At 47.6% G+C, this 20,652-nt stretch carries 17 protein-coding genes; 2 read left to right on the forward strand and 15 right to left on the reverse strand.

The genetic code is table 11. The features are described from left to right. Positions 1-184 precede the first annotated feature (184 nt). Positions 185-763, forward strand: a complete 579-nt coding sequence (locus BC8716_RS02715; protein WP_094423821.1) for a sigma-70 family RNA polymerase sigma factor — start codon at positions 185-187, stop codon at positions 761-763. Continuing rightward, positions 763-1,008, forward strand: coding sequence for a hypothetical protein (locus tag BC8716_RS02720; RefSeq protein ID WP_094423822.1), 246 nt, complete (start codon positions 763-765; stop codon positions 1,006-1,008). The genes BC8716_RS02715 and BC8716_RS02720 overlap by 1 nt, the downstream gene beginning before the upstream one ends. A gap of 29 nt (positions 1,009-1,037) precedes the next feature. Here BC8716_RS02720 and BC8716_RS02725 read toward each other — a convergent pair whose 3' ends face one another. The 15 genes from BC8716_RS02725 to BC8716_RS02795 all read right to left on the reverse strand — a co-directional run bounded on the left by BC8716_RS02725 (position 1,038) and on the right by BC8716_RS02795 (position 20,616). Beyond that, on the reverse strand, positions 1,038-1,919 hold the full coding sequence (locus BC8716_RS02725) for a carbohydrate ABC transporter permease (protein WP_094423823.1): 882 nt from the start codon (positions 1,917-1,919) through the stop codon (positions 1,038-1,040). Between the two features lie 10 nt (positions 1,920-1,929). Continuing rightward, on the reverse strand, positions 1,930-2,814 hold the full coding sequence (locus BC8716_RS02730) for an ABC transporter permease (protein WP_302473984.1): 885 nt from the start codon (positions 2,812-2,814) through the stop codon (positions 1,930-1,932). Positions 2,815-2,893: 79 nt separating this feature from the next. Beyond that, the gene (locus BC8716_RS02735; RefSeq protein ID WP_094423825.1) at positions 2,894-4,117 is read right to left on the reverse strand and encodes a response regulator transcription factor; all 1,224 of its coding nucleotides are present in this window, start codon (positions 4,115-4,117) and stop codon (positions 2,894-2,896) included. Further along, positions 4,118-5,815 (reverse strand): sensor histidine kinase, encoded by a 1,698-nt coding sequence (locus BC8716_RS02740; protein ID WP_094423826.1) that lies wholly within the window; start codon positions 5,813-5,815, stop codon positions 4,118-4,120. Positions 5,816-5,880: 65 nt separating this feature from the next. Further along, complete coding sequence (locus tag BC8716_RS02745) at positions 5,881-7,554, reverse strand: extracellular solute-binding protein (protein WP_094429147.1); 1,674 nt, start codon at positions 7,552-7,554, stop codon at positions 5,881-5,883. A 250-nt stretch (positions 7,555-7,804) separates the two neighbouring features. Further along, positions 7,805-8,539, reverse strand: a complete 735-nt coding sequence (locus BC8716_RS02750; RefSeq protein ID WP_094423827.1) for a YwiC-like family protein — start codon at positions 8,537-8,539, stop codon at positions 7,805-7,807. 94 nt (positions 8,540-8,633) lie between these two features. Then, entirely contained in the window at positions 8,634-10,151 is a 1,518-nt protein-coding gene (locus BC8716_RS02755; protein ID WP_094423828.1) for a nitrate/nitrite transporter, read from the reverse strand. 153 nt (positions 10,152-10,304) lie between these two features. Beyond that, positions 10,305-11,810 (reverse strand): IS1182 family transposase, encoded by a 1,506-nt coding sequence (locus BC8716_RS02760; protein WP_094423829.1) that lies wholly within the window; start codon positions 11,808-11,810, stop codon positions 10,305-10,307. Positions 11,811-11,923: 113 nt separating this feature from the next. Continuing rightward, positions 11,924-12,571 carry a response regulator transcription factor gene (locus BC8716_RS02765; protein WP_094423830.1) on the reverse strand — a complete coding sequence of 216 codons (648 nt, stop codon included), beginning with the start codon at positions 12,569-12,571 and terminating at the stop codon, positions 11,924-11,926. Beyond that, entirely contained in the window at positions 12,568-13,647 is a 1,080-nt protein-coding gene (locus BC8716_RS02770) for a PAS domain-containing sensor histidine kinase (RefSeq protein WP_094423831.1), read from the reverse strand. The genes BC8716_RS02765 and BC8716_RS02770 overlap by 4 nt, the downstream gene beginning before the upstream one ends. Next, positions 13,644-14,114 (reverse strand): GAF domain-containing protein, encoded by a 471-nt coding sequence (locus BC8716_RS02775; RefSeq protein WP_257252004.1) that lies wholly within the window; start codon positions 14,112-14,114, stop codon positions 13,644-13,646. The genes BC8716_RS02770 and BC8716_RS02775 overlap by 4 nt, the downstream gene beginning before the upstream one ends. Positions 14,115-14,171: 57 nt before the next feature. Continuing rightward, complete coding sequence (gene narI, locus BC8716_RS02780; protein WP_094423832.1) at positions 14,172-14,858, reverse strand: respiratory nitrate reductase subunit gamma; 687 nt, start codon at positions 14,856-14,858, stop codon at positions 14,172-14,174. Beyond that, on the reverse strand, positions 14,855-15,424 hold the full coding sequence (narJ, locus tag BC8716_RS02785) for a nitrate reductase molybdenum cofactor assembly chaperone (protein ID WP_094423833.1): 570 nt from the start codon (positions 15,422-15,424) through the stop codon (positions 14,855-14,857). The genes narI and narJ overlap by 4 nt, the downstream gene beginning before the upstream one ends. After that, entirely contained in the window at positions 15,417-16,952 is a 1,536-nt protein-coding gene (gene narH / locus BC8716_RS02790) for a nitrate reductase subunit beta (RefSeq protein WP_094423834.1), read from the reverse strand. The genes narJ and narH overlap by 8 nt, the downstream gene beginning before the upstream one ends. After that, the gene (locus tag BC8716_RS02795) at positions 16,942-20,616 is read right to left on the reverse strand and encodes a nitrate reductase subunit alpha (RefSeq protein ID WP_094423835.1); all 3,675 of its coding nucleotides are present in this window, start codon (positions 20,614-20,616) and stop codon (positions 16,942-16,944) included. Before BC8716_RS02795 ends, narH begins: the two co-directional genes overlap by 11 nt. Positions 20,617-20,652 lie beyond the last annotated feature (36 nt).

A 20,652-nucleotide genomic window follows, 5' to 3' on the forward strand; every position in this document is an offset into this window, starting at 1 on the left:
TGTCCTTTTCTGATTCTTTGTAAAAAATTGTGGTACAGATTTCCCAATCGAAAACGAATTGCATTAGGAACATATGTTCGTTATACTCGATTATACGAAAGCATGTTCGCTTTTTTTATTTTTCTTTGATTTTTTCTGGATAGCTTTCTCTTTATACAAAAAAGACTGACAAGGAGGCACTCTCATGGAATCGTATGAAGAAGAACTTTGCCGCAACCCGATCATTTTTAGGTTTCTAGAAGATCCGGAAAACAAACGGCTTTACACCCAGGCAGTAAACGAACCAACATCTAAAAACAAGCAAATCCTTGACGAGGCTTTTAAACATTTTTTCGTCCGTGTTAAAGTGATCCATTATATTAGCCGCCTAATAGCTGGCTATTCTGTCGATTTTGACAAGCGTATCCGTAAGAATGAACAACAGCTGCTTTCCTTAGATGCCCTCTTCCACAATGGCCAAACGACATTGCTTGATATGTTGGCAGCTGGCGATGTCATTAAAGATGCAGAACTCGTTCAAGAAGAGGACGGGCAGTATGGGGAGCTATTTGAAAACGAGGTGCTGCAACAGGCCTTCCAGGAACTAAAGCCTTTGCAGCGTGAAGTGCTTGTTTACTCGTTCTTTTATGGATACCGGAATAAAGACATTGCCAAGCGGCTTGCTATATCGGAACAGCGTGTTTCTTACAACAAAAAACGGGGTCTCGAACTGCTGAAACAAAAAGTTGCAGGGCAAACGAAAAAACAAGGAGGCATGCCCTAATGGCGAAAGAATACCAGGACTATGAAACAATTTTGGCGGCCTTTGACTTAAAAATTAAAAAAAGCCTCTATTCAACAGACCCGGCTAACCGCGAAGATTTAGAACAGGAAATCAAGCTCAAAATCTTTGAAAAAATGCCTGTGATTGAAAACATGAACGCCCCTGGCTTCTACGAATTCGTCCATGGCGCTAATATTGCAGCAGAAACAAAAGCGCTGTATGCACTAAAAAAAGACGGGCGCTGATAGCGCCCGTCTCAGACTGTAGACAAACGCTACTCTTTAACCGAGCCAAGCACAATCCCTTTGACAAAGTACTTTTGCAAAAATGGGTATACAATGATAATCGGCAGTGCGCCAATGAAAATCTGAGCAGAACGGACTGTCCTCTCAGACAATGCTTTCACTTCATCAGGATTCACATTAAGCTGTGAAAAATCATTTTGAACAATAATTGTTTGCAAAAATGTCGATAACGGATACTTGGTGGAGTCAGTCAAATAAATGAGCCCGTCAAACCATGAATTCCATTGGCCTACCATGGTAAACAGCCCAACTGTCGCCAATGCTGGCAAAGAGATAGGCAAATAAATTTTAAATAATATTTGGAAGTGGCCCGCCCCATCAATAAAAGCAGCCTCTTCCAGTGATTTCGGCACGCCTGTTCGAAAAAAATTTAACAACAAAATCAGATTAAATACATTTACAGCTCCAGGTAGGACAAGTGCCCAAATCGTATTGATCAAGCCAAGATTTTGGACGAGGATATACGTGGGAATAAGGCCGCCATTAAAAAGCATGACAAACACAAGTGCATACATGTACATTTTTCTGCCTTTAAACTCCCGGTCTTCTTTTGAAAGTGCATAAGCGGCAAGTGTAATCGTGACAAGACTGATTACGGTGCCGAGGAATGTACGAAAGACGCCATTCCATAACGCACGCAAAAAGTTTTGGTTGCCAAACGTCTGCTCCCAAGCAGACACCGTAAAGTCAACTGGCCAAAAACGGACAAGATTGGCATTGGCGGGAGCAGGAGAACTAAATGAAACGGCGAGTATATGGATAAGCGGCATGATGCAAATCGCGCTAAGCACAAGCAAAAAGACAATATTAAATACAGAAAAAATGCGGTATGTCCGGCTGCGGTAATGCATGCCACCCCTCCTAAAAAATCCGGTAGTTTGCGTATTTGTAGGCAAGGCGATACCCAATCACAATCAAGATGAATGCAATGACTGATTTAAACAAGCCAACGGCAGTTGCATAGCTAAAATTGCCGCCAATTAACCCTTGCCGATACACATACGTATCAATAATATCGCCTTTGTCATACACAAGCGGATTATATAAGTTAAAGATTTGGTCAAATCCTGCATTTAAAATATTGCCGAGCGCCAAAGTCGCTACTACAATCGTAATTGGCAAAAGCGCAGGCAACGTAATATAAAGCACTTGCTGAAAACGATTGGCCCCGTCAACGACTGCTGCTTCATACAGACTCGGGTTAATCCCTGCAAGCGCAGCTAAAAAGACAATCGCCGAAAAACCGAAGTCTTTCCAGACATCACTGGCAATGACGGTTACGCGAAACCAGTCGCCATCGCCTAGAAAGAAGATTGGATTGATGCCGATGCTAGCAAGTACTTGGTTCACTAAACCGCCGTCGACTGACAACAAATCTAGCAAAATGCCCCCTAAAATCACCCAAGAAAGAAAATGAGGCAAATACACGAGTGTTTGGATCGATCGTTTTAACGCCATAACCCTTACTTCATTTAACAGCAAGGCAAACATGATCGGAATCACTAGTTGAAAGACAATTTTAAAACTAGAAATGACAAGCGTATTCCAAATCACTTGCCTGCCTTCACTAAATGCAAAAATTCGCTGAAAATGTTCGAATCCAACCCATTCTGATCCGGCAAAGCCAAACCAAGGCTTGTATTCTTGGAAAGCCATAATGATGCCGCCCAATGGGATGTAGTTAAAAACGATAGCAAGTAAAATGGCAGGCATGACGAGGACATGCAACGGCCAATTCCGTTTCATGTCCCATGATTGTTTTTTCTTCAACAAAGTCGGCAGCGGTTGCCCTTCTGTCTGAGCTGACTTCACGCACTTCACTCCTTTACCTGCTTCTAAATTCTTGTGGGGTCATATGAAACTCTCTCTTGAATACTTTGATAAAATAAGATGCATCTTTGTATCCAAGTTTTTTTGCGATTTGCGAAACTTTCATGTTTGTTTCTGCGAGGAGCTCCACGGCACGATCCATGCGCAAGCGATGGATGTACTCGCTAAACTTCTCGCCTGTCTCTTCTTTAAACCGTTTTGATAAATAGGCCGCGTTTAGAAAAAGGTGGTCTGCTACTTCTTGCAAGCTAGGCTGTTCAAAAAAGTGTGCTTCTACATATTCATAAACGCGAACGGCCAGCTGTTCTTTTTTATGGCGGACTTCCTGAACCAATGGCGATGTCCCTGAAAGGAAGCTTTGGTAAATCTTAGGCCCTTCTTCCCAGAATAAGAATGGCAGCGAGGTAGTTAATGTGATAGGTGCCTGGCATTGTTTTCGTAATTGCGTTTTCAGCAACAACATTTGCGGTTTCACCGTGTTAAAAAGCGATTCATCCCCCTGCGTGCGGAGTGGGTAAAGCAATATGGCATAGAGGTTTTTATACAGATTGAACATTGCTGTTGCCGTTATTTTTGTTAGATTGCTGGCCAGCACCGATTTCATTCCATCAACATCGTCCGTTGACGGCTCCTTATGAATATGAACGAATAACCATAGTGCTTTTACGTTTATATCCGTTGGCAAGCCGTAGCTTTTTAGCTGTTGTTTGGTTTCAAAAGTGCTCTTTTTATTGGACAGCCACGGTGTTATGGCCTGTTCAAAATAATCGCCAATGTTGTTGCGAATCGCTTCCATTGAACGCTTTTGCAACTGCAACTTCTCCAATTCGCTTTTCCGTATCGACAAAGCGCGACCAACCGCTTGCATTAGTTCCTCGTCGCTGACTGGCTTTAGTAAATAATCAACTGCTTGGGCTTGAATAGCTGCTTGGGCATAGGCAAATTCTGCGTAACCAGATAGCAATAAACATTTTGGTGCATGTGGACTCTTTTCCACTTCTGCGAGCAAATCAATGCCTGACTTCCCTGGCATTCTAATATCGGTCACAACAACATCTACATTTCCTTTTTCCAAAGAGGCTAGCGCTTCGCTTGCTGAACATGCGCAATGTACACGGTGGATGCCAAGCGTTTCCCATGGCAAAGCCGATAAACCAAGCACCGTTGCTTCCTCATCATCAACAAGTAGCAATTCGAACGATTTCCCTGTATCATCCATTCAGACGACCTCCTGTTCGAATAAAATTTCGACTTTTAAACCGCCGAGCTCTGATTCCGATAGCACGAGGCCAGAGCGGCCAGCAAATGTCTGTCTTAATCGTTGATGGACGTTGCGCATGCCGTAACTTTCAGAAAGTACGTCCTCTTCAAGCATTCGTTGTAATTGATTGAGTTTGCCTACGCCAAGTTTCGGGCCATTGTTTTCTACTGTCAGGCGGCAGATATTATCCCCGCTTATTTCACCGGTAATTTGGATGTATCCATCGCCTTCGATGTTTTCAATTGCATGGACAATCGCATTTTCAACAATCGGTTGTATTATGAGCCGGGGAATCGTAATCGTCTTCATTTCATCCGGAACTGCAATGTCATAGTGCAAACGCCTTTTTCGCAGCGCATGGATCGCCAAAAAATTTTCAACAAGGTTAATTTCTTCTGCTATCGTTGTTTTTTCTTCCTCCACTTTTACACGATAACGGAAATAATCACCTAAATGCAGGGCCATTGCTTCCACAGCATTGGTGTTATTCACTTTTGCCATATTTTTAATGTAAAACAGGCAATTGTATAAAAAATGAGGATCAATTTGTGCTTGCAACAGCTTCAACGATGCCTCTTGAGAGCGGATCTTTTCAGCAAGCACTTGTTCAATCAATGTTTGAATTTGTTCAGCCATTTCATTAAATCCATTCATTGCAATGGCGAACTCTTTTTGCTTAGGCACTTTCATCCGCACGCTATAGTCGGCTCCTTTAAACGCCAAAATCCCATCTTTTAACCTGTCGATTGGCCGATGAATTTGCGTGTATAAAAGCCATGCAGCCGCAACGCCAAAAAGCAAGAGCATCGCTACAGTCACATAAAACCACAGGCGCGTCGTTTTAATCGGCTCTAATACCTTTTCCATAGGGACAACGTCAATTAATGCCCAGCCGAGTGAAGGAGATTGTACGTAGGTGACAACGTATTCATTGTCATCTTCTTCATACGTGAACATCCCCTCCCTTTGATTGCCGCCATGTTGGTTAAATTTTTCAATCACGGCCTCGTGATTGCCGGCCGAAACAATCGCATGATGGTCTTTGTTGTAAAACAAAGCGGTTTCTTCCCCAGAAGACTCTAGTGAGAGCAAATGGGCTCGTATGCTTTCCGCATAAAGCCTTGCCTCAATCACAACATTGTTGCCGACAGGTTTCCCTTGGCTTGGGTACTGAAAATGTTGGATAAAATACGGTTTAGCGTGGTCATTATGTGGTCCAGCATCTACATACGTCCACGAAGGTGATAGCGCCCGAGGCTGTTCTGGCACTTGCGGCATTGTCGAAATCGTACGTTCGCCATCAGGCAAATAGACACTTACATCGACAAGCATGTTGCTAAGTTGCTGATAAAGAAGGAGTTTTTGCTGGACTGCATCTTTATTCACAACCGCCTCATAGGGGCTCATCAGTTCGATATTACGAAGCTTGTCTACATCTGAATCAATGCTAAGCGCGATCAAAAACTGCGAAAGCTGCCAGATGTCTGCCTCCAACCTGTTCATTGTCACTTCAAGGCGGCTTAAATTACGGGAGTGCACTTCCTCACGGACAACTTGTTCGCTAACATAATAAAAGTACGTATAAAGGGCCATAACCGGTAACAGCAATAAAACGATACTAGCGACCATTTTTTGAAACAAAGATAATTGCTTCATTTTATTGACTCTCCTCCTTCGCTTTTAGGATACAACCTATTCAGCTTGCAGAGGAGAGCTGTTTTTTACTCTTTGTTTTCTTGAACCGATTTAAACCATTCATTCACTTCCGCTGTCATATCATCGCCACCTGAAGCTTTCCATTGGTCAACAAGAGACTCAAAATCATCGATTGGTTTTTCTCCATAAATCATTTTGCTAAAATTCTCCTTTAGCAAACTATCAAGCGTATCGCCTTTTTGGAGCATGGTGTCAGTCGGGGCTCCCGTAAACATGCTTGGAATTTGAGCATCCTGCCCATCTACGACAATTCGTGCTCCCTCCCAGGCTAGTTCTGGATATTGCAAGTACATTTTCTTTTGGAACGGCGTTTCTGGCTCCTGTCCCCGTGCAAAATCAGCAAGTGTTTTAATATAAAGCGATGGCATTCGCGCCCCGTCAAATGTGAGCGTGTATTTAACAGGATCAATGCGGCCGCCAGGAATCTCCTCATCGCTGTACTTCACTTCACCATCTTCAATGACGTAGTCATAGCCTTCTGCAAATCCATATTCAAATTCGCTACCTTCAGTTGGGTTGGCAAAATGATCAAATAAATAATTTTGGTAAACGAAGAATGCTTGGATTTCTTCTTCTGTCGCGTTCGCATTGATCATCACTGCACCATTGTGAGATGAAATTCCAGTAGAACGCCCTTTTTGCCCGTCTGGACCACTTGGAATGTCGTAAGCCTGGTACTCTGCGCCCTCTACATTTTGCTTTAGCTCGCTTAAAGGCCAGTCAGGCATCCAATGAGGACCAGCAATGATGCCGGCTCGCCCAGATGTGAACAGTTCCGCCGCTTTGCCCTCGTCCCAAAGGCCTGACTCTGGATGGATATAGCCTTTCTCCATCCAACGCCTCATCGTTTCCAGTCCTTCTTTTATTTCTGGTTGAACCGAGCCATGTTCTAAAGTGCCATCGTCAGCTAAATTCCACTGGTCAGGCATGCCGCCATAGGCGCCAAACACCCAATCAACTTCAGACATCCATGTGTTTAAAGCATTGGCAAACCCAACAGCTAGCCCATACGTTTTCTCGCCAGTGCCAGTCGGATCTTCATTGACAAAAGCGTCCATAATTTCTTCGATATCATCCATCGTTTCCGGAGGTTCGAGCCCAAGGGCGTCCATCCAGTCTTGGCGGATAAACAAGACCGAATCGCCATTCATCTCGTAATCCAAAATGGGGATTGCCATCCGCCCTTCCTCACGGATATAGGGATCCCAAGCGTGTGGATCAGCGGCCATTGCTTCTTTCCATGTGTCTGAGGCATACTTGTCAAACAGTTCACCGACTTCCATCACACGGCCAGAATCAATGAGATCTTGTGTAATATCGCTGCGCAATGCTAAAATCGACGGCAATTCTTCATTAGCTGACATGCTTAGCTGTAGCTTTGTGTCAAAGGTTTCCCCTGGCCCACTCGTTGTCCATAAATAATTCAAGTCAATATTAAATTGTTCTTTGGCCCAATCTGTGTGGACATTGTCTTCTATCGTTTCCCCGTCGCGAAAGAAAATATCGCCCGACACATGCTTGATGACATTAAGCGTCACCGGCTCTTCAAACGTTTGTGGCAACTCATTTGCAGATGCGACTGGTTCGACTGAGCTTTCCTTTTGGTTTGACTCTTCGCTACACCCAGCAAGCACCAGCGTGAGCATGCCAAAACATAAATAGGTGATTTTCGTCTTCATGCTTGCTCCCCCCTCATTAATGAAAACCCTTTCATAAATGAGTGTACGCGCTTTTCTCGTTCGCATAAATAGGAGTTTTTTAAGCTTTACGGTATTTCTTTGTGGATGATCGTGCTCGCCTGAGTAAACAGAAAAAAGCTCTAAGAGGGCTTTCAGACTGTAGACAAACGCTCGCATACGTCGTCGTTTGCCGCACTCCTCGTCTGACAAGCGTTTTCTATCAGTCTGAGTGCGGTTGTCACAAAATCACTCAGATTGTTAGAAAAACCACCACTGTGACAATAAGAAACTGAACGGCGCCGACGATTTCCAGAATGCCCACTTTCATTGGTTTCATGGTTGTACCGGAAAACTTGAGGGCGCGCAGCAGCGGAAACAAATACGCCAGGCTCATCCATGGATTGCCGAACAACAGTGGCGCCGCTAAAATGACAACGTGATAGATCTTCGAGTAGTATGTATACCGCCTGTTCTTCCGCTCACGAAACACGGATTTCACAAAAAACACCGTTCCGGTAAAATACAAGAAATTAAACAGAACTACTGCCGTAAGCCCGTTATCGAACCCGCCTCCGCCTAGGAAATAAGCTGCTGCACCTCCAGTGCAAAACAGTAGAATCGCACAAATATCATTAAATAGCGCGCGCTCCGCTTTTCGGCGAACATGCCAGATATGGACCATGATGAATGCAAGCAGAACAGGCGCGAATCCTAGCACCCAAGGCTCCAGCAACACAACCGGAATGAGAAACGCAGCAGCGCTGGCAGCATAGCCGAATCCCCATTTTAACCAGCTTTTTTTCTTGCTCCCCCTCTTTAAAGCTTGCAACAATGGATAAGAAGCTAAATACAGCAACAGCCACGCCAGGAAGAGCGGCAGATGGAGCACCACTGGCTGTGCTGCCATCATGCCGATGATATAAGGCACGCTGATCATCGCCCAACCGCCATGCTCCCGGGGAATGACCACTTTTGCTTTTTTCATTTCTTCGCCCCCTTTTCAGCTAGGTTTAGGCGCACATTCTCCAGTCGCCCCGATTTGCAGACCCACCATGCCTAGGTCTTGCTGAAATCGGTCGTTATACGAGAGCGTCATTTGTCCCCGGCGGGCGGCCTGTAATATCGCTGAACGTGCCGACATAATGAACGACGTCCCCCGTTTCATCTTTTACAGCATTGATGGTTAACAGCTCGAGATACTCTTCTCCATTCTTTCTGCGGTTCCAAATTTCACCTTGCCAGCTGCCCTTCTCCATAATCTCCGACCACATGATTGAATAAAAATCCGATGATTGCCGCCCTGATTTAAGCAGGCTTGGATTCCTGCCCAATACTTCCTCTTCTTCGTAACCCGTCAATTTAGTAAATGCGGGGTTCACGGCATGAATGCGCTTTTTGGCATCAGTCACCAAAATGCCCTGTCCAGTGGAGTTGAACACTTGGGAAGCAACGGTCAATTTGTCCTGATAATACATCCACACTACTAGCACAAAGCTGGCAAGCGCAACCTGTGATAAAGCCATGAATCCAATCGAGTATTGGCCTGTCACTGAATGGATGAACGAGAGCATCAACGGCGGGAAAAATCCGCCCAGACCGCCCATCATCGATACGATTCCATTGACAATGCCTGCTTGTTTATTAAAATAAAACGGCACCAACTTAAAAATAATGCCGTTGCCAAGACCTGCACAAACAGCTATCGTCAGACATCCAACCGTATACAAAGCGAGTGATGGGGAAAACGCCAGCACCACCGCAGCCAATGTCAAACCGATAAACACCCCCATTAGCAAAAACAAAGGCTTAAATTTATCGGCAAGCCACCCTCCCATGGGGCGGAGAAACGTTGCAATCAAGATGAAGCCTGCGGTCCGCAGTCCTGCATCCACTTTCGGCAGTTCGAAATGACTGACCAAAAAATTTGGCAAATAGACAGTGAAGGCCACAAAGGAGCCGAACGTAATAAAATAAAACAGTGAGAAATACCATAGTTTGTCATTTTTATATACACCTTTGATCTGCTCCATAATTGGGGTTTTGACTTTCGTTTCTTTGCGGTCGCCGAAAACGGCGTTTAGGGCAACAAATAGCAGCAGCAGAATTAAGTATAGTTGAACGGTAGCTGACCAGCCGATCTGGGTAGCAACGACTGGCGCGGCAAATGTTGTGATTGCTGTCCCCAAATTGCCCATTCCATAGATACCATTTACTAGCCCTAACTTTTCCTTCGCATGGTATTTGGGTAACGAGGTGACGCCTACCGAAAACACGGCCCCTCCGATGCCAAGAAACAACCCTCCAATCACGAGATGGGTAAAACTTGTCGCGATGCTGATAAAATAGACCGGGAACAATAGCAAAATAAAACTAGTGATAAATACCATCCGCGCGCCCACGACGTTGGCGTAATAGCCGAGGGGAATCCGTAGAACAGATCCAAGGACAACAGGAATCGCGGTCAAAATAGCAATCCGATCGGCGGGAATCGCGATATCTTCCTGTATAAAGGGCAACAGCGCCGAGATGATTACCCACACCATAAACCCCAGTACCAGATTCATCGTTTGCAGCGGCAGCTGCAGCTTATTGATCATTCTCATCACCTTTTCTGTGCATAATGAATGGCTCTTGCGCTTGATCCCCGTCTCTTATTGTAAGTGAATTTTTTCACAAACATAATAGGGAAGTTCCCTGATTCTCGCCAAGGAACTTCCCTATGATCTTATCAACAGACTCCCTAAAGACCTTTAAAAAGAAGTAGATAAATGAAGATTCAGCTTAATAAAAATAGCCGTGTAGCCCACGGCTCCAGACCGTAGACAAAACGCCTTTGAGAAAATGATTCTCAAAGGCGTTTTGTTGATGATAAAGAGATGGATGGATTTTGGAGACTTTGGAGTTGGAGGGGTGTTCTTCCTCCAACTCCAGGTGGCTAATTTTTTCAAGTTCATCGCAGCGAAAACAAGCATCGCCTGCATTGCATTTTTTTCCAACCCTTTCAGGTTGGTCCAACGCAGACCATGCTTCTGTTTCAGATCGGCAAAGACACGCTCAATCGTTTCTTTTCGCTTGGCATAGATGTCTCGGTTCCGTTCCGTATGCCTCAGATGTTCTGCCTCATCCAGAGCATCTTGCCAAATATGGCGAAGAACGAGCTTTTGGTGGTTTTGGCTCTTTGTACATTGAGCGAGCAGTGGGCACGTCTCACAAATCCGAGGGTCGGAGACATATTCCCGGTACCCCTCTCGATTCGTCGTTCGGTAAGAAAGCACCTGGTTTTGTGGGCAGAGAAAACAATCGTAGTATTCATCATAGACAAACTCGTTTTTTCGGATATAGCCTTTAGGGGTCATCGGGCGTTTATACGGCATAACCGGATGAACGCCTTCTTCTTGAAGTTTTTTGGCAATGGCAGGCGTTTTATAGCCCGCATCCACAGCGGCGACCTTCGGTCGGCACACCTTGTCTTTCAATTGGTCAAACAGTTCGTGGAATACTTGGCTGTCGTGGACATTCCCCGGTTTTACGATCGTACCTAAAACAAATCCATTGGCATCACAAGCGGTATGGAAACTGTAGGCAAACATCTTTTCCCGCTCGCTTTTGACGTAATAACCGCTCTCAGGATCCGTGGTACTCTCCTTGACCTCCCTCGTAGGATCTTTTTTCGAGGGAGGCAGGGGCTTTTTTCCGTTTTTCACCCGTTCCCCATTGATTTCTTCTTCTAGTTGGTTTTGATAGGCACGCGTCTCGGTGCGTACGACCTTTTTACGATGCTTTCGTTTATTGGCGTTGGCTTTAATGGAAGTCGAGTCGATAAAAGCCACCTCTGGACTCACAAATCCTTTGTCCATAGCTTGTTTCAGAATCCGATAAAAGAGTTGTTCAAACACGTCACTGTCCCGGAAACGACGAACGTAGTTCTTCCCAAACGTAGAAAAGTGGGGAATCTTGTCCTCAAAGCCAAATCCTAAAAACCAACGGTAGGCCACATTGGTTTCGATTTCTTTAATCGTTTGGCGCATCGAACGAATCCCAAAGATGTATTGAATGAAAACCATTTTGATTAACACCACGGGATCGACACTCGGCCGGCCCCTGTCTTTTGAATAAAGGTCTTCGACAAGGTCATAAATGAAATCAAAGTCAATCGCCGCATCAAGCTTCCGAACGAGATGATCCTCTGGCACCAGCTTTTCAATCCAGACCATCTCCATCTGCATCCGTTTATCTTCCAGCTGTTTGGACAACATGTTTCCTCTCACCCCGTACCCTTTTTCTCTTTTTTATTGTACAAAAAAGCCTGTCGACTGTCTCGGGAAAACCGAGACTTTGTCGACAGGCTGTAGCCGTGTAGCCCACGGCTCTAAAACTCTAGCAGTTTTTTCTTCAGCGCATATTCAACCAACTCCGGCCGGCTCTTCAGGTTGAGCTTCTCCATAATCTTGGCTTTATGGGCCTCGACGGTTTTGACGGATACATACAGCTTCTCGGCAATCTCTTTGTTCCCGAATCCCTTCGCAATCAATGGCAATATTTCAACTTCTCGCTGGGACAAGCTATTGAACGGATCTTGCTCGGCGCTTCCGCTGTCTTTTTTTATGAATTCCCGTACTAAAGAAGTAGCCATTTGAGGATGAATATAAGTGCCGCCAGAATGAACCATTCGTATAGCCGAGAGGAGCTCGTCATCAGGCGCATTTTTGAGCACATACCCTGCTGCTCCATTCTTCAAGACATGGAACAGGTAATCCTCGTCATCATACATGGTCAAAATAATAATTTTCGTGTCTGGAAACTCGCTGCTGATTTTGCCTGTGGCAATGAGCCCACTTTCCCCGGGAGGCATGCTTAAATCCATCAGCAGCACATCTGGACGATGCCTTGCCACCATTGCGTAGGCTTCCAGGCCATCGGCTGCGGTGGCTATCACCTCCATATCCGGCTGATAGTTCAAAATCATAGAAAACCCGCTTCGAACGACAGCATGATCGTCTGCAATGACAATTTTCATGCCTCCACCTCCGGTTTCTCCTCAATCTTCGGCAGCGGGATGCTTAGCTGAACGGTAGTCCCTTCGCCCACGGCGGAGTGGATCGTAAACTGACCGCCCACCAGCTCGGCCCGCTCCCGCATCCCATATAAACCGAGCCCTGTTCCCTTTGCTTCGTTAATGACCATATCAAATCCCACGCCCTCGTCTCTAACCACCAGTTGAAGTTGGCCATGCTCCTCGCACAGCCGCACATAAACCTCATCGGTTTCTGCGTATTTCAAAGCATTGAGCACAGCCTCTTGACATATACGATAAACAACGGTCTCGATCTCGCTGCCGTAGCGAGCTGCGGCAAGCTCTGCTGAGAACTTCACCAGCAGTCCGTAATTCTTTTCCATCCACTTGAAATGGGAGCGAAAGGCTGCTTCCAGCCCGAGATCATCTAGCGAAGAGGGGCGCAGCTCCACCGCCAAATGGCGGATATCATCCAGCAGCCGTGTCAAAGATTGCTCGGTATGCTGGAGCTTCTTCAGCACATCTTCCCCGACATCCATATATTTGACAACGCGCAGGTCGACGAGTGAGCTTAACAGTTCCTGGGCTACGCTGTCATGAAGCTCCCGAGAAATCCGCTTACGCTCGTCCTCCTGTGCTTTAATGACATATTTAAGCATATGATTGCGCTGTAGCATCTCCTGCGTTTTCTGCTGCTTCGTCAGATCCAACAACATGAGCACCCGCACGCCGCCTTCCTCGTCAATCGTATGGTAGCTGGCGGCAAACGGAACGACACCACCATCCTTTGTCTTAAGAAACAATTGAAAGGATGAAAACTCTCCTTGGGGATAATCGAGGTAGCAATTGGCACAAGAGATCAGTTCTTGCTCATCCGTGTAGCCTTTGCAAGTTTGACAGAACGATTCGTCAGTTCCGGCGCGAATTCGCCTAATGACTTGCGGGTCAATAATCTGCTCCGCCGCGGGATTCATATCAATCACGTTGCCCTCTTCATCGATGAAGATCATAGCCTCCATGCTATTCCGGTATAGCTTGTTCATCAATTCGCTCAAGTGTTCCCCGGTCATCGTTTTCAAGGCTGTGACACCTCCCTGATCTGAAAAGCTCCAAACGTCGATCCTAAGCTTTCTTGGAAGCTCGCAAACGATGGTTGATTTAAAACATTCTCCTTGCGAAAGCCGACTAGCAGCACGCCTACGACACGTGCACCTTCCCATAGCGGCAACGCCCCGAGGCTTTTCAACTGTTCTGACACAATAATAGGATAATTGAACAAGTCCCTTGTGCCGATATCGCTGTTCACATTTTGGAGCAGTATCGCTTTTCCTGTTTTAAAAACGATCCCGGCAACGCCTTTGCCTGAATGGAGCACAATCCGCTTGTACCGGTCATTCATGTTCCCGGACACATACTGCCACGTTAATACAAACCGATCTTCGGCCGGCTGGACGAGAGCTAGGGATACAAAGTCAAACTTCCATCTCTTCCGGATGTCGTCAATCTCCTGTTGATAATTGATTAAAGGGAGATCCGCCATTGTCATAACCATAACTCCTCTGGCGTAGAAAAGAAGGCTGCTTTAGCCTTCTCTTAGCTACGTTCATATTTTACGGTGCTTTCTATAAAGGATATATCGTCTGCCGATATAATTCAACGGCACACTCCATACATGGACAAGTCTAGTAAACGGCCACAACGCAAAAATGAGCAAGCCAGCGGTAATATGAATTTTAAATGACAGCGGCACGTCTGTCATTAAACCCGCGTCCGGTCGGAAGATAAAAAGCTGGCGGAACCAGACCGACACCGTCTCACGGTAATTGAAGTCCGGCTGTAGAGCATTGGTGACAAGGGTGCTGTACATGCCTACCGCTACAATAAACAGCAGCAGTACATTCACGATCATATCCGAGGCGGAGCTGAGCTGGCGCACATTCTTCATCGTAAATCGCCGAAAAGTAAGCAGGACCATGCCAGCGAGTGTCAAAAACCCGAACGCGCCGCCAATATATACGGCTCCGATATGATATAGATGTTCATTCACACCGACTGCCTCCATCCAGGACTGAGGTATGCCCAGTCCTGCTACATGGCCCATAATAACCGGGATGATGCCTAAGTGAAACATCAGGCTGCCTGCTCTCAGTCTTTTTTTCTCAACAAACTCGCTCGACTTCGCCGTCCAGTTAAACTGGTCTGTTCGATACCGGTAGATATGTCCGACCACAAAAACGGAGAAACATATATAGGGGTAAATCACCCACAAAAACGGATCCATTATACTCATGTGCCTGGAGCCTCCTGTATAACGCATGCCTTAAACGTTTCCCGCAGTCCCTGGATTAGATGAAAATAAGGGCTGTCTGCTTTTTCTAAAGCATTCAGCAAATGGTAGGTTCCATCTTCCATTACCGCCAGCATCAAATCCAGGCTGCTTGCAGCTTGCTGCTCATGGCCCTGCCAAGGGGCGGCGTAGAGAAATTCACACATGAGCGGCAAGTAATCTGAGAGTTCGGTGCCTTCGATCGCAAGACCAAACAGCTCATATGCTTGTTTGAGCCGTACGAGGAGCGCTCCCCGCTCCCGGCTGTCCTCATATTTGTAAAAGGTCATGTACAAGGTTGTGTCTTTTTGAAAATCAAACGTCTTCACATACATCTCTTCGATCTGCTCGAAGCTGTAATTTTGCATGAGATGCCAGTATTTCTGGAGTGAAGGATGGGCCGGGTGTCCGGCAGTCAGCGCTTCCGTCCACACATCAGGATGAAAATCCAACTTCTCTGGGTACATAAGCTGTCGGGCAAAAAAGGCGAATCGTGACTTCTGCTCATGTAGCTTCTCAAGATCAATCACGCCAAATCCCCCCGTAGAAATTTTCTTCATACAGCTCTTTGCCGCTTTTGCCACCAAAGCCCTCTGGGCCGCAGCCCGTGCAACCGAGCCCGAAGCCTTCATCCCCTTGGGAGCGATACACATCCATGTACGCCTCCTTATGCGAAGTAGGGATGACAAACCGATCTTCATATTTGGCAATTGCCAGCAAACGATACATTTCTTTCACCTGAGTTGAAGTGAGCCCCACCCGTGTTAAGCGGCGTTCGTCAAAGTCAGCGCCTGATGAGACGGCCCGCATCATCGATCTCATCATCGCCATTTTCTGCAGTGCCCCCTTTACCGTCTCGGCATCCCCGGCCGTAAGCAAGTTTGCTAAATACTGAATCGGTGTGCGCATCTCCTCGATCGCAGGAAATATTAAATCTGGGTTCCCGATTGAATCCTTGCCTTCAAATAGATTCATGATCGGGCTGAGCGGCGGTACATACCAGACCATTGGCAGCGTCCGGTACTCTGGATGAAGTGGAAATGCCAGCTTGTATTCAATCGCCAGCTTATACACAGGCGACTGCTGTGCCGCTTCGATCCATTCCTCGAGAAGCCCGTCCGCCCGGGCCTGCTCGATAACGGCCGGATCGTTCGGGTCGAGAAACAAATCACACTGAGCCTGGTACAAATCCTGCTCATTCGCTACGGAAGCCGCTTCTTGAACACGGTCGGCGTCGTAGAGCAGCACGCCGAGATAGCGGATCCGTCCAGTACACGTTTCAGAGCAGACAGTCGGCAAACCGGCTTCGATTCTTGGAAAGCAAAATGTACATTTCTCCGCTTTATTCGTTTTCCAATTGAAATACACTTTTTTGTAAGGACAGCCTGTCATACAGTACCGCCAGCCCCGGCAAGCTTCCTGGTCAACTAGCACAATTCCATCCTCATCGCGCTTATACATCGCCCCTGACGGGCAGGAAGCGACACAGCTCGGATTGAGACAGTGTTCGCACAACCGTGGCAAATACATCATAAACGTTTGCTCAAAGTTGAACTTGATCTCTTCTTCGATCTTTTCGATATTCGGATCGCGGGGGCCCGTTACGTGGCCTCCCGCGAGATCATCCTCCCAATTAGGTCCCCACTCTAGGTCGATCGTGTCCCCGGTCACTGCCGACTTCGGACGGGCTACCGGCTGATGCTTTTTCTCCCCGGCGTTTGTCAGATGTTCATAGTTATAAGTCCACGGTTCATAGTAATCCTTCATTTCCGGCATGTCAGGATTGTGAAAAATGCTGCCGAGGGCGATTTTGGACAACTTGCTGCCAGATTTCAGTTCCAGCTTGCCGTTCTTAAGTGTCCAACCCCCTTTGTATTGCTCCTGATCCTCCCAACGAACTGGGTATCCGATCCCCGGTTTTGTCTCCACATTGTTGAACCATATATACTCGGCCCCTGGTCGGTTGGTCCACGTACTCTTGCAAGTCACGCTGCAAGTATGGCAACCAATGCATTTGTCTAAATTCATCACCATGGCCACTTGCGCTTTAATCTTCAAGCCAATCCACCTCTTTCATTTTGCGGACAGCCACGTACACATCCCGTTGGTTTCCGATCGGTCCGTAGTAATTAAATCCATAGCTCAGTTGGGCATACCCCCCGACAACTTGTGTCGGCTTCACGTGGATCCGAGTCGGGGCATTGTGGCTACCGCCGCGGTTTTTCGTAATTTCGGAGCCTGGGACGTAGATATGTTTGTCTTGGGCATGGTACATATACATCGTCCCTTTCGGCATCCGATGGCTAACGACAGCTCTGGCTGTGACCACTCCATTTCGGTTGTATACCTCGAGCCAGTCGTTGTCCTGAATGTGATGAGCAGCGGCGTCTTCATTGTTCAGCCATACTGTCGGCCCGCCCCGGAATAGTGTCAGCATGTGCAGATTATCCTGATACGTGCTGTGGATATTCCACTTCCCATGTGGTGTTAAATAACGCAGCACGAGCGTTTCGTCGCTGCCATCCACCTGCCTGTCGCGAGGCCCGAATACTATCGGCGGCAACGTCGGTTTGTACACTGGCAGCGCTTCGCCGAATTGCAGAAAAATCTCATGATCGATATAAAAATGTTGTCTGCCAGTCAATGTCCTAAAAGGTACCAAGCGTTCAATATTGGTCGTAAATGGGGAATACCTTCTTCCCATCTTATTGGATCCGGTAAACACCGGTGTTGGGATAACCTCCCGTGGCTGGGCCGTGATGCTTTGGAACGTAATCCGCTCCGCTGACCGATCCGCTGAAATATCTGCAAGCTGGACGCCGGTATCCTGTTCGAGCGCCTCCCAGGCACGCTGGGATACACGGCCGTTGGTGGCTGATGATAGCGTCAATATGGTTTCAGCCGCATGACGTGCCGTATACAATTTCGGCAGTCCCTGCTTAATCGTGTCGTCCTCATAGATGCCGTTGATCCGCTTCAGTTCCTCGTATTCCTCGGCCACCGGGAAGCTGACGCCGTGCGCCCCTACCTTGCCGTTGGCCAGTCCTGGGCCAAGCGAAATATATTTGTTATAAATTTGTGTATAGTCCCGTTCCACAATCGTCAAATTCGGCATCGTTTTGCCAGGCACCGCTTCAATCTCGCCCTTGCGCCAATCCTTGACGACGCCATAAGGCTGGGCAATTTCACTCGCAGAATCATGGGCGAGCGGCGTAGCGACCAAATCTTTGTGTACGCCGGGGAGATGCTCTTTGGCCATCTCTGAAAAGGTCTTGGCAAGGGTTCTGTAAATATCCCAGTCCGAGCGCGATTCCCAAAGAGGATCAACGGCGGGATTAAACGGATGGACGAACGGATGCATATCGGTTGAAGAGAGATCCGTCTTCTCATACCAAGTCGCTGCAGGCAGGACGATATCGGCATAAATCGGCGTCGCAGTCATGCGAAAATCAAGCGCAACAAGCAGGTCCAGCTTGCCGACTGCTTCTTCCCGCCAGACCATCTCCTCCGGCTTCTGCTCCTCGTTCGGAGAAGAGAGCAAATTATCCGCTGTGCCTAGCAGATGTTTCATAAAATATTCCTGCCCCTTAGCCGAACTGGAAATTAGGTTAGACCGCCATACAAACATCGTGCGCGGAAAATTTTCCGGTGCACCGGGATCCTCGGCTGCAAATGTGGTTTTGCCAGAGACGATTTGCTCATAAGCATGCTTGACGATGTCCTCGTTGTTTGTTTTTCCCTGCTGCTTCGCCTCCTCTGCAAACGCTAGACTGCTCTTGTTGAACTGGGGATAGGACGGGAGCCAGCCGAGCCTTGCAGCCAGAACGTTGTAATCGGCAGGATGGGTGTACCGAGTTTCGCCACCTGTAGGCGATTTCAACGATTCAGTGTCCATCTCCTCATACTTCCATTGATCGGTGGCGAAGTAGAAGAAGGAAGTCGCGTTTTGCTGCCGCGGTGGCCCCTGCCAGTCTTTCGCAAACGCTACGGTCGACCAGCCTTCGATCGGGCGGCATTTCTCCTGACCGACATAGTGCGCCCATCCTCCACCATTTACGCCTTGCGAAGCCGTGAGGATGACCAGATTCAGAATCGCCCGGTAGATCGTATCGCTGTTGAACCAGTGATTGATCCCAGCTCCCATAATGATCATGGAGCGTCCACCTGTATCCAGAGAATTTTGGGCAAATTCCCGGGCAATTTGTACGACAACGGAGGCTTTCACGCCAGTAATGCCCTCCTGCCATGCAGGCGTGTACTTCGAGGTTGCATCCTCATAGCCGCCAGCCTCCCACTCGCTTCCGATACGACGGATGCCGTACTGGCTTAGCATCAAGTCATACACGGTTGCTGCCAGACGTTTCGTTCCGTCGGCCAACTGGATCGTTCGAACAGGAATCACCCGTTTAAATGTGCCGCTGCCTGCGTTATCAAAGAACGGAAAATGAATCGTTTGAAAATCCCCTCCATGGGGTTCGACCGAAAGTGCCGGCGATATGACCGAACCGTCCTCACGCTCCAAAATCAAGTTCCACTGTTTCCCCTCTTCCCAGCGCTGTCCCATCGTTCCGTTTGGCACCAAAATCTCTTCCGTTATTTCATCGATAAGAACCGGCTTCCATTCCGCGTGGGGGGACGTTTCCCCGAGATCACTTGCCCGGAGGAAGCGGCCCGCTTTATAGCCATCCTCAAACTCCTCTAGCAAAATTAGAAAAGGCATATCCGTATACTGCTTCGCATAATTCAGGAACATTGGCTCCTGGCGTTTATGGTAATATTCGTCCAAAATTACATGTGTCATTGCCTGGGCAATCGCTGCATCAGTTCCTGGATTCGGAGCCAGCCAGTTGTCAGCGAACTTAACGTTCTCGGCATAATCTGGAGCAACGGAGACCACCTTGGTTCCTTTATAGCGTACTTCGGTCATGAAATGGGCATCCGGCGTGCGCGTCAAAGGTACGTTTGACCCCCACATGATGAGGTAGCCGGCGTTATACCAGTCGCTCGATTCTGGCACGTCGGTTTGCTCTCCCCAAATTTGCGGAGAAGCCGGCGGCAGATCGGCATACCAGTCGTAAAAGCTGAGCATCTCGCCTCCCAGCAGAGAAATAAAGCGGGCGCCTGAGGCATAGCTGATCATCGACATTGCCGGAATCGGCGTGAATCCGGCTATCCGGTCTGGACCGTATTTGCGTATCGTATAGATTAACTGGGCGGAGATTAGCTGTGCCGCATCCTGCCAAGATACGCGGACATGGCCGCCTTTTCCCCGTGCCTGCTTGTATGATTTAGCCTTCTCGGGATCCTCCACAATGCTCGCCCAAGCGGCGACTGGATCGTCGTGCTGCTTGAGTGCCTCTTTCCAGAGCCGCCATAGCCGTCCGCGCATATAAGGATATTTCACGCGCAACGGACTGTACTCATACCAGGAGAATGACGCTCCCCTCGGACAGCCTCGCGGTTCAAATTCGGGCATATCCGGCCCGCAGGAAGGATAGTCAATTTGCTGATTTTCCCACGTAATGATGCCGCTCTTCACAAACACCTTCCAGCTGCAGGAGCCAGTACAGTTAACCCCATGTGTAGTTCTGACAACCTTGTCATGGGACCACCGGTTTCGGTACATGTCTTCCCATTCCCGGCTCTTTTCCTCGAGAATGGACCAATTGTCCGAATAGCTTTCTACTTTTTTAAAGAATGTCAATCCCTTGTTTCGTTTCATAGGACGCTTCAACTCCTTATGCTTGAATGACGATGA

Origin of the sequence: Shouchella clausii (assembly GCF_002250115.1) — a bacterium.
Classification (GTDB): domain Bacteria; phylum Bacillota; class Bacilli; order Bacillales; family Bacillaceae_D; genus Shouchella; species Shouchella clausii.

Bases quoted from the DNA above. Each gene is read 5' to 3' on its own strand.
- BC8716_RS02715 (WP_094423821.1), top strand. From the start codon at position 185: ATGGAATCGTATGAAGAAGAACTTTGCCGCAACCCGATCATTTTTAGG.
- BC8716_RS02720 (WP_094423822.1), top strand. From the start codon at position 763: ATGGCGAAAGAATACCAGGACTATGAAACAATTTTGGCGGCCTTTGAC.
- BC8716_RS02725 (WP_094423823.1), bottom strand. From the start codon at position 1,919: ATGCATTACCGCAGCCGGACATACCGCATTTTTTCTGTATTTAATATT.
- BC8716_RS02730 (WP_302473984.1), bottom strand. From the start codon at position 2,814: ATGAAACGGAATTGGCCGTTGCATGTCCTCGTCATGCCTGCCATTTTA.
- BC8716_RS02735 (WP_094423825.1), bottom strand. From the start codon at position 4,117: ATGGATGATACAGGGAAATCGTTCGAATTGCTACTTGTTGATGATGAG.
- BC8716_RS02740 (WP_094423826.1), bottom strand. From the start codon at position 5,815: ATGAAGCAATTATCTTTGTTTCAAAAAATGGTCGCTAGTATCGTTTTA.
- BC8716_RS02745 (WP_094429147.1), bottom strand. From the start codon at position 7,554: ATGAAGACGAAAATCACCTATTTATGTTTTGGCATGCTCACGCTGGTG.
- BC8716_RS02750 (WP_094423827.1), bottom strand. From the start codon at position 8,539: ATGAAAAAAGCAAAAGTGGTCATTCCCCGGGAGCATGGCGGTTGGGCG.
- BC8716_RS02755 (WP_094423828.1), bottom strand. From the start codon at position 10,151: ATGATCAATAAGCTGCAGCTGCCGCTGCAAACGATGAATCTGGTACTG.
- BC8716_RS02760 (WP_094423829.1), bottom strand. From the start codon at position 11,810: ATGTTGTCCAAACAGCTGGAAGATAAACGGATGCAGATGGAGATGGTC.
- BC8716_RS02765 (WP_094423830.1), bottom strand. From the start codon at position 12,571: ATGAAAATTGTCATTGCAGACGATCATGCTGTCGTTCGAAGCGGGTTT.
- BC8716_RS02775 (WP_257252004.1), bottom strand. From the start codon at position 14,114: ATGACAATGGCGGATCTCCCTTTAATCAATTATCAACAGGAGATTGAC.
- narI (WP_094423832.1), bottom strand. From the start codon at position 14,858: ATGAGTATAATGGATCCGTTTTTGTGGGTGATTTACCCCTATATATGT.
- BC8716_RS02795 (WP_094423835.1), bottom strand. From the start codon at position 20,616: ATGAAACGAAACAAGGGATTGACATTCTTTAAAAAAGTAGAAAGCTAT.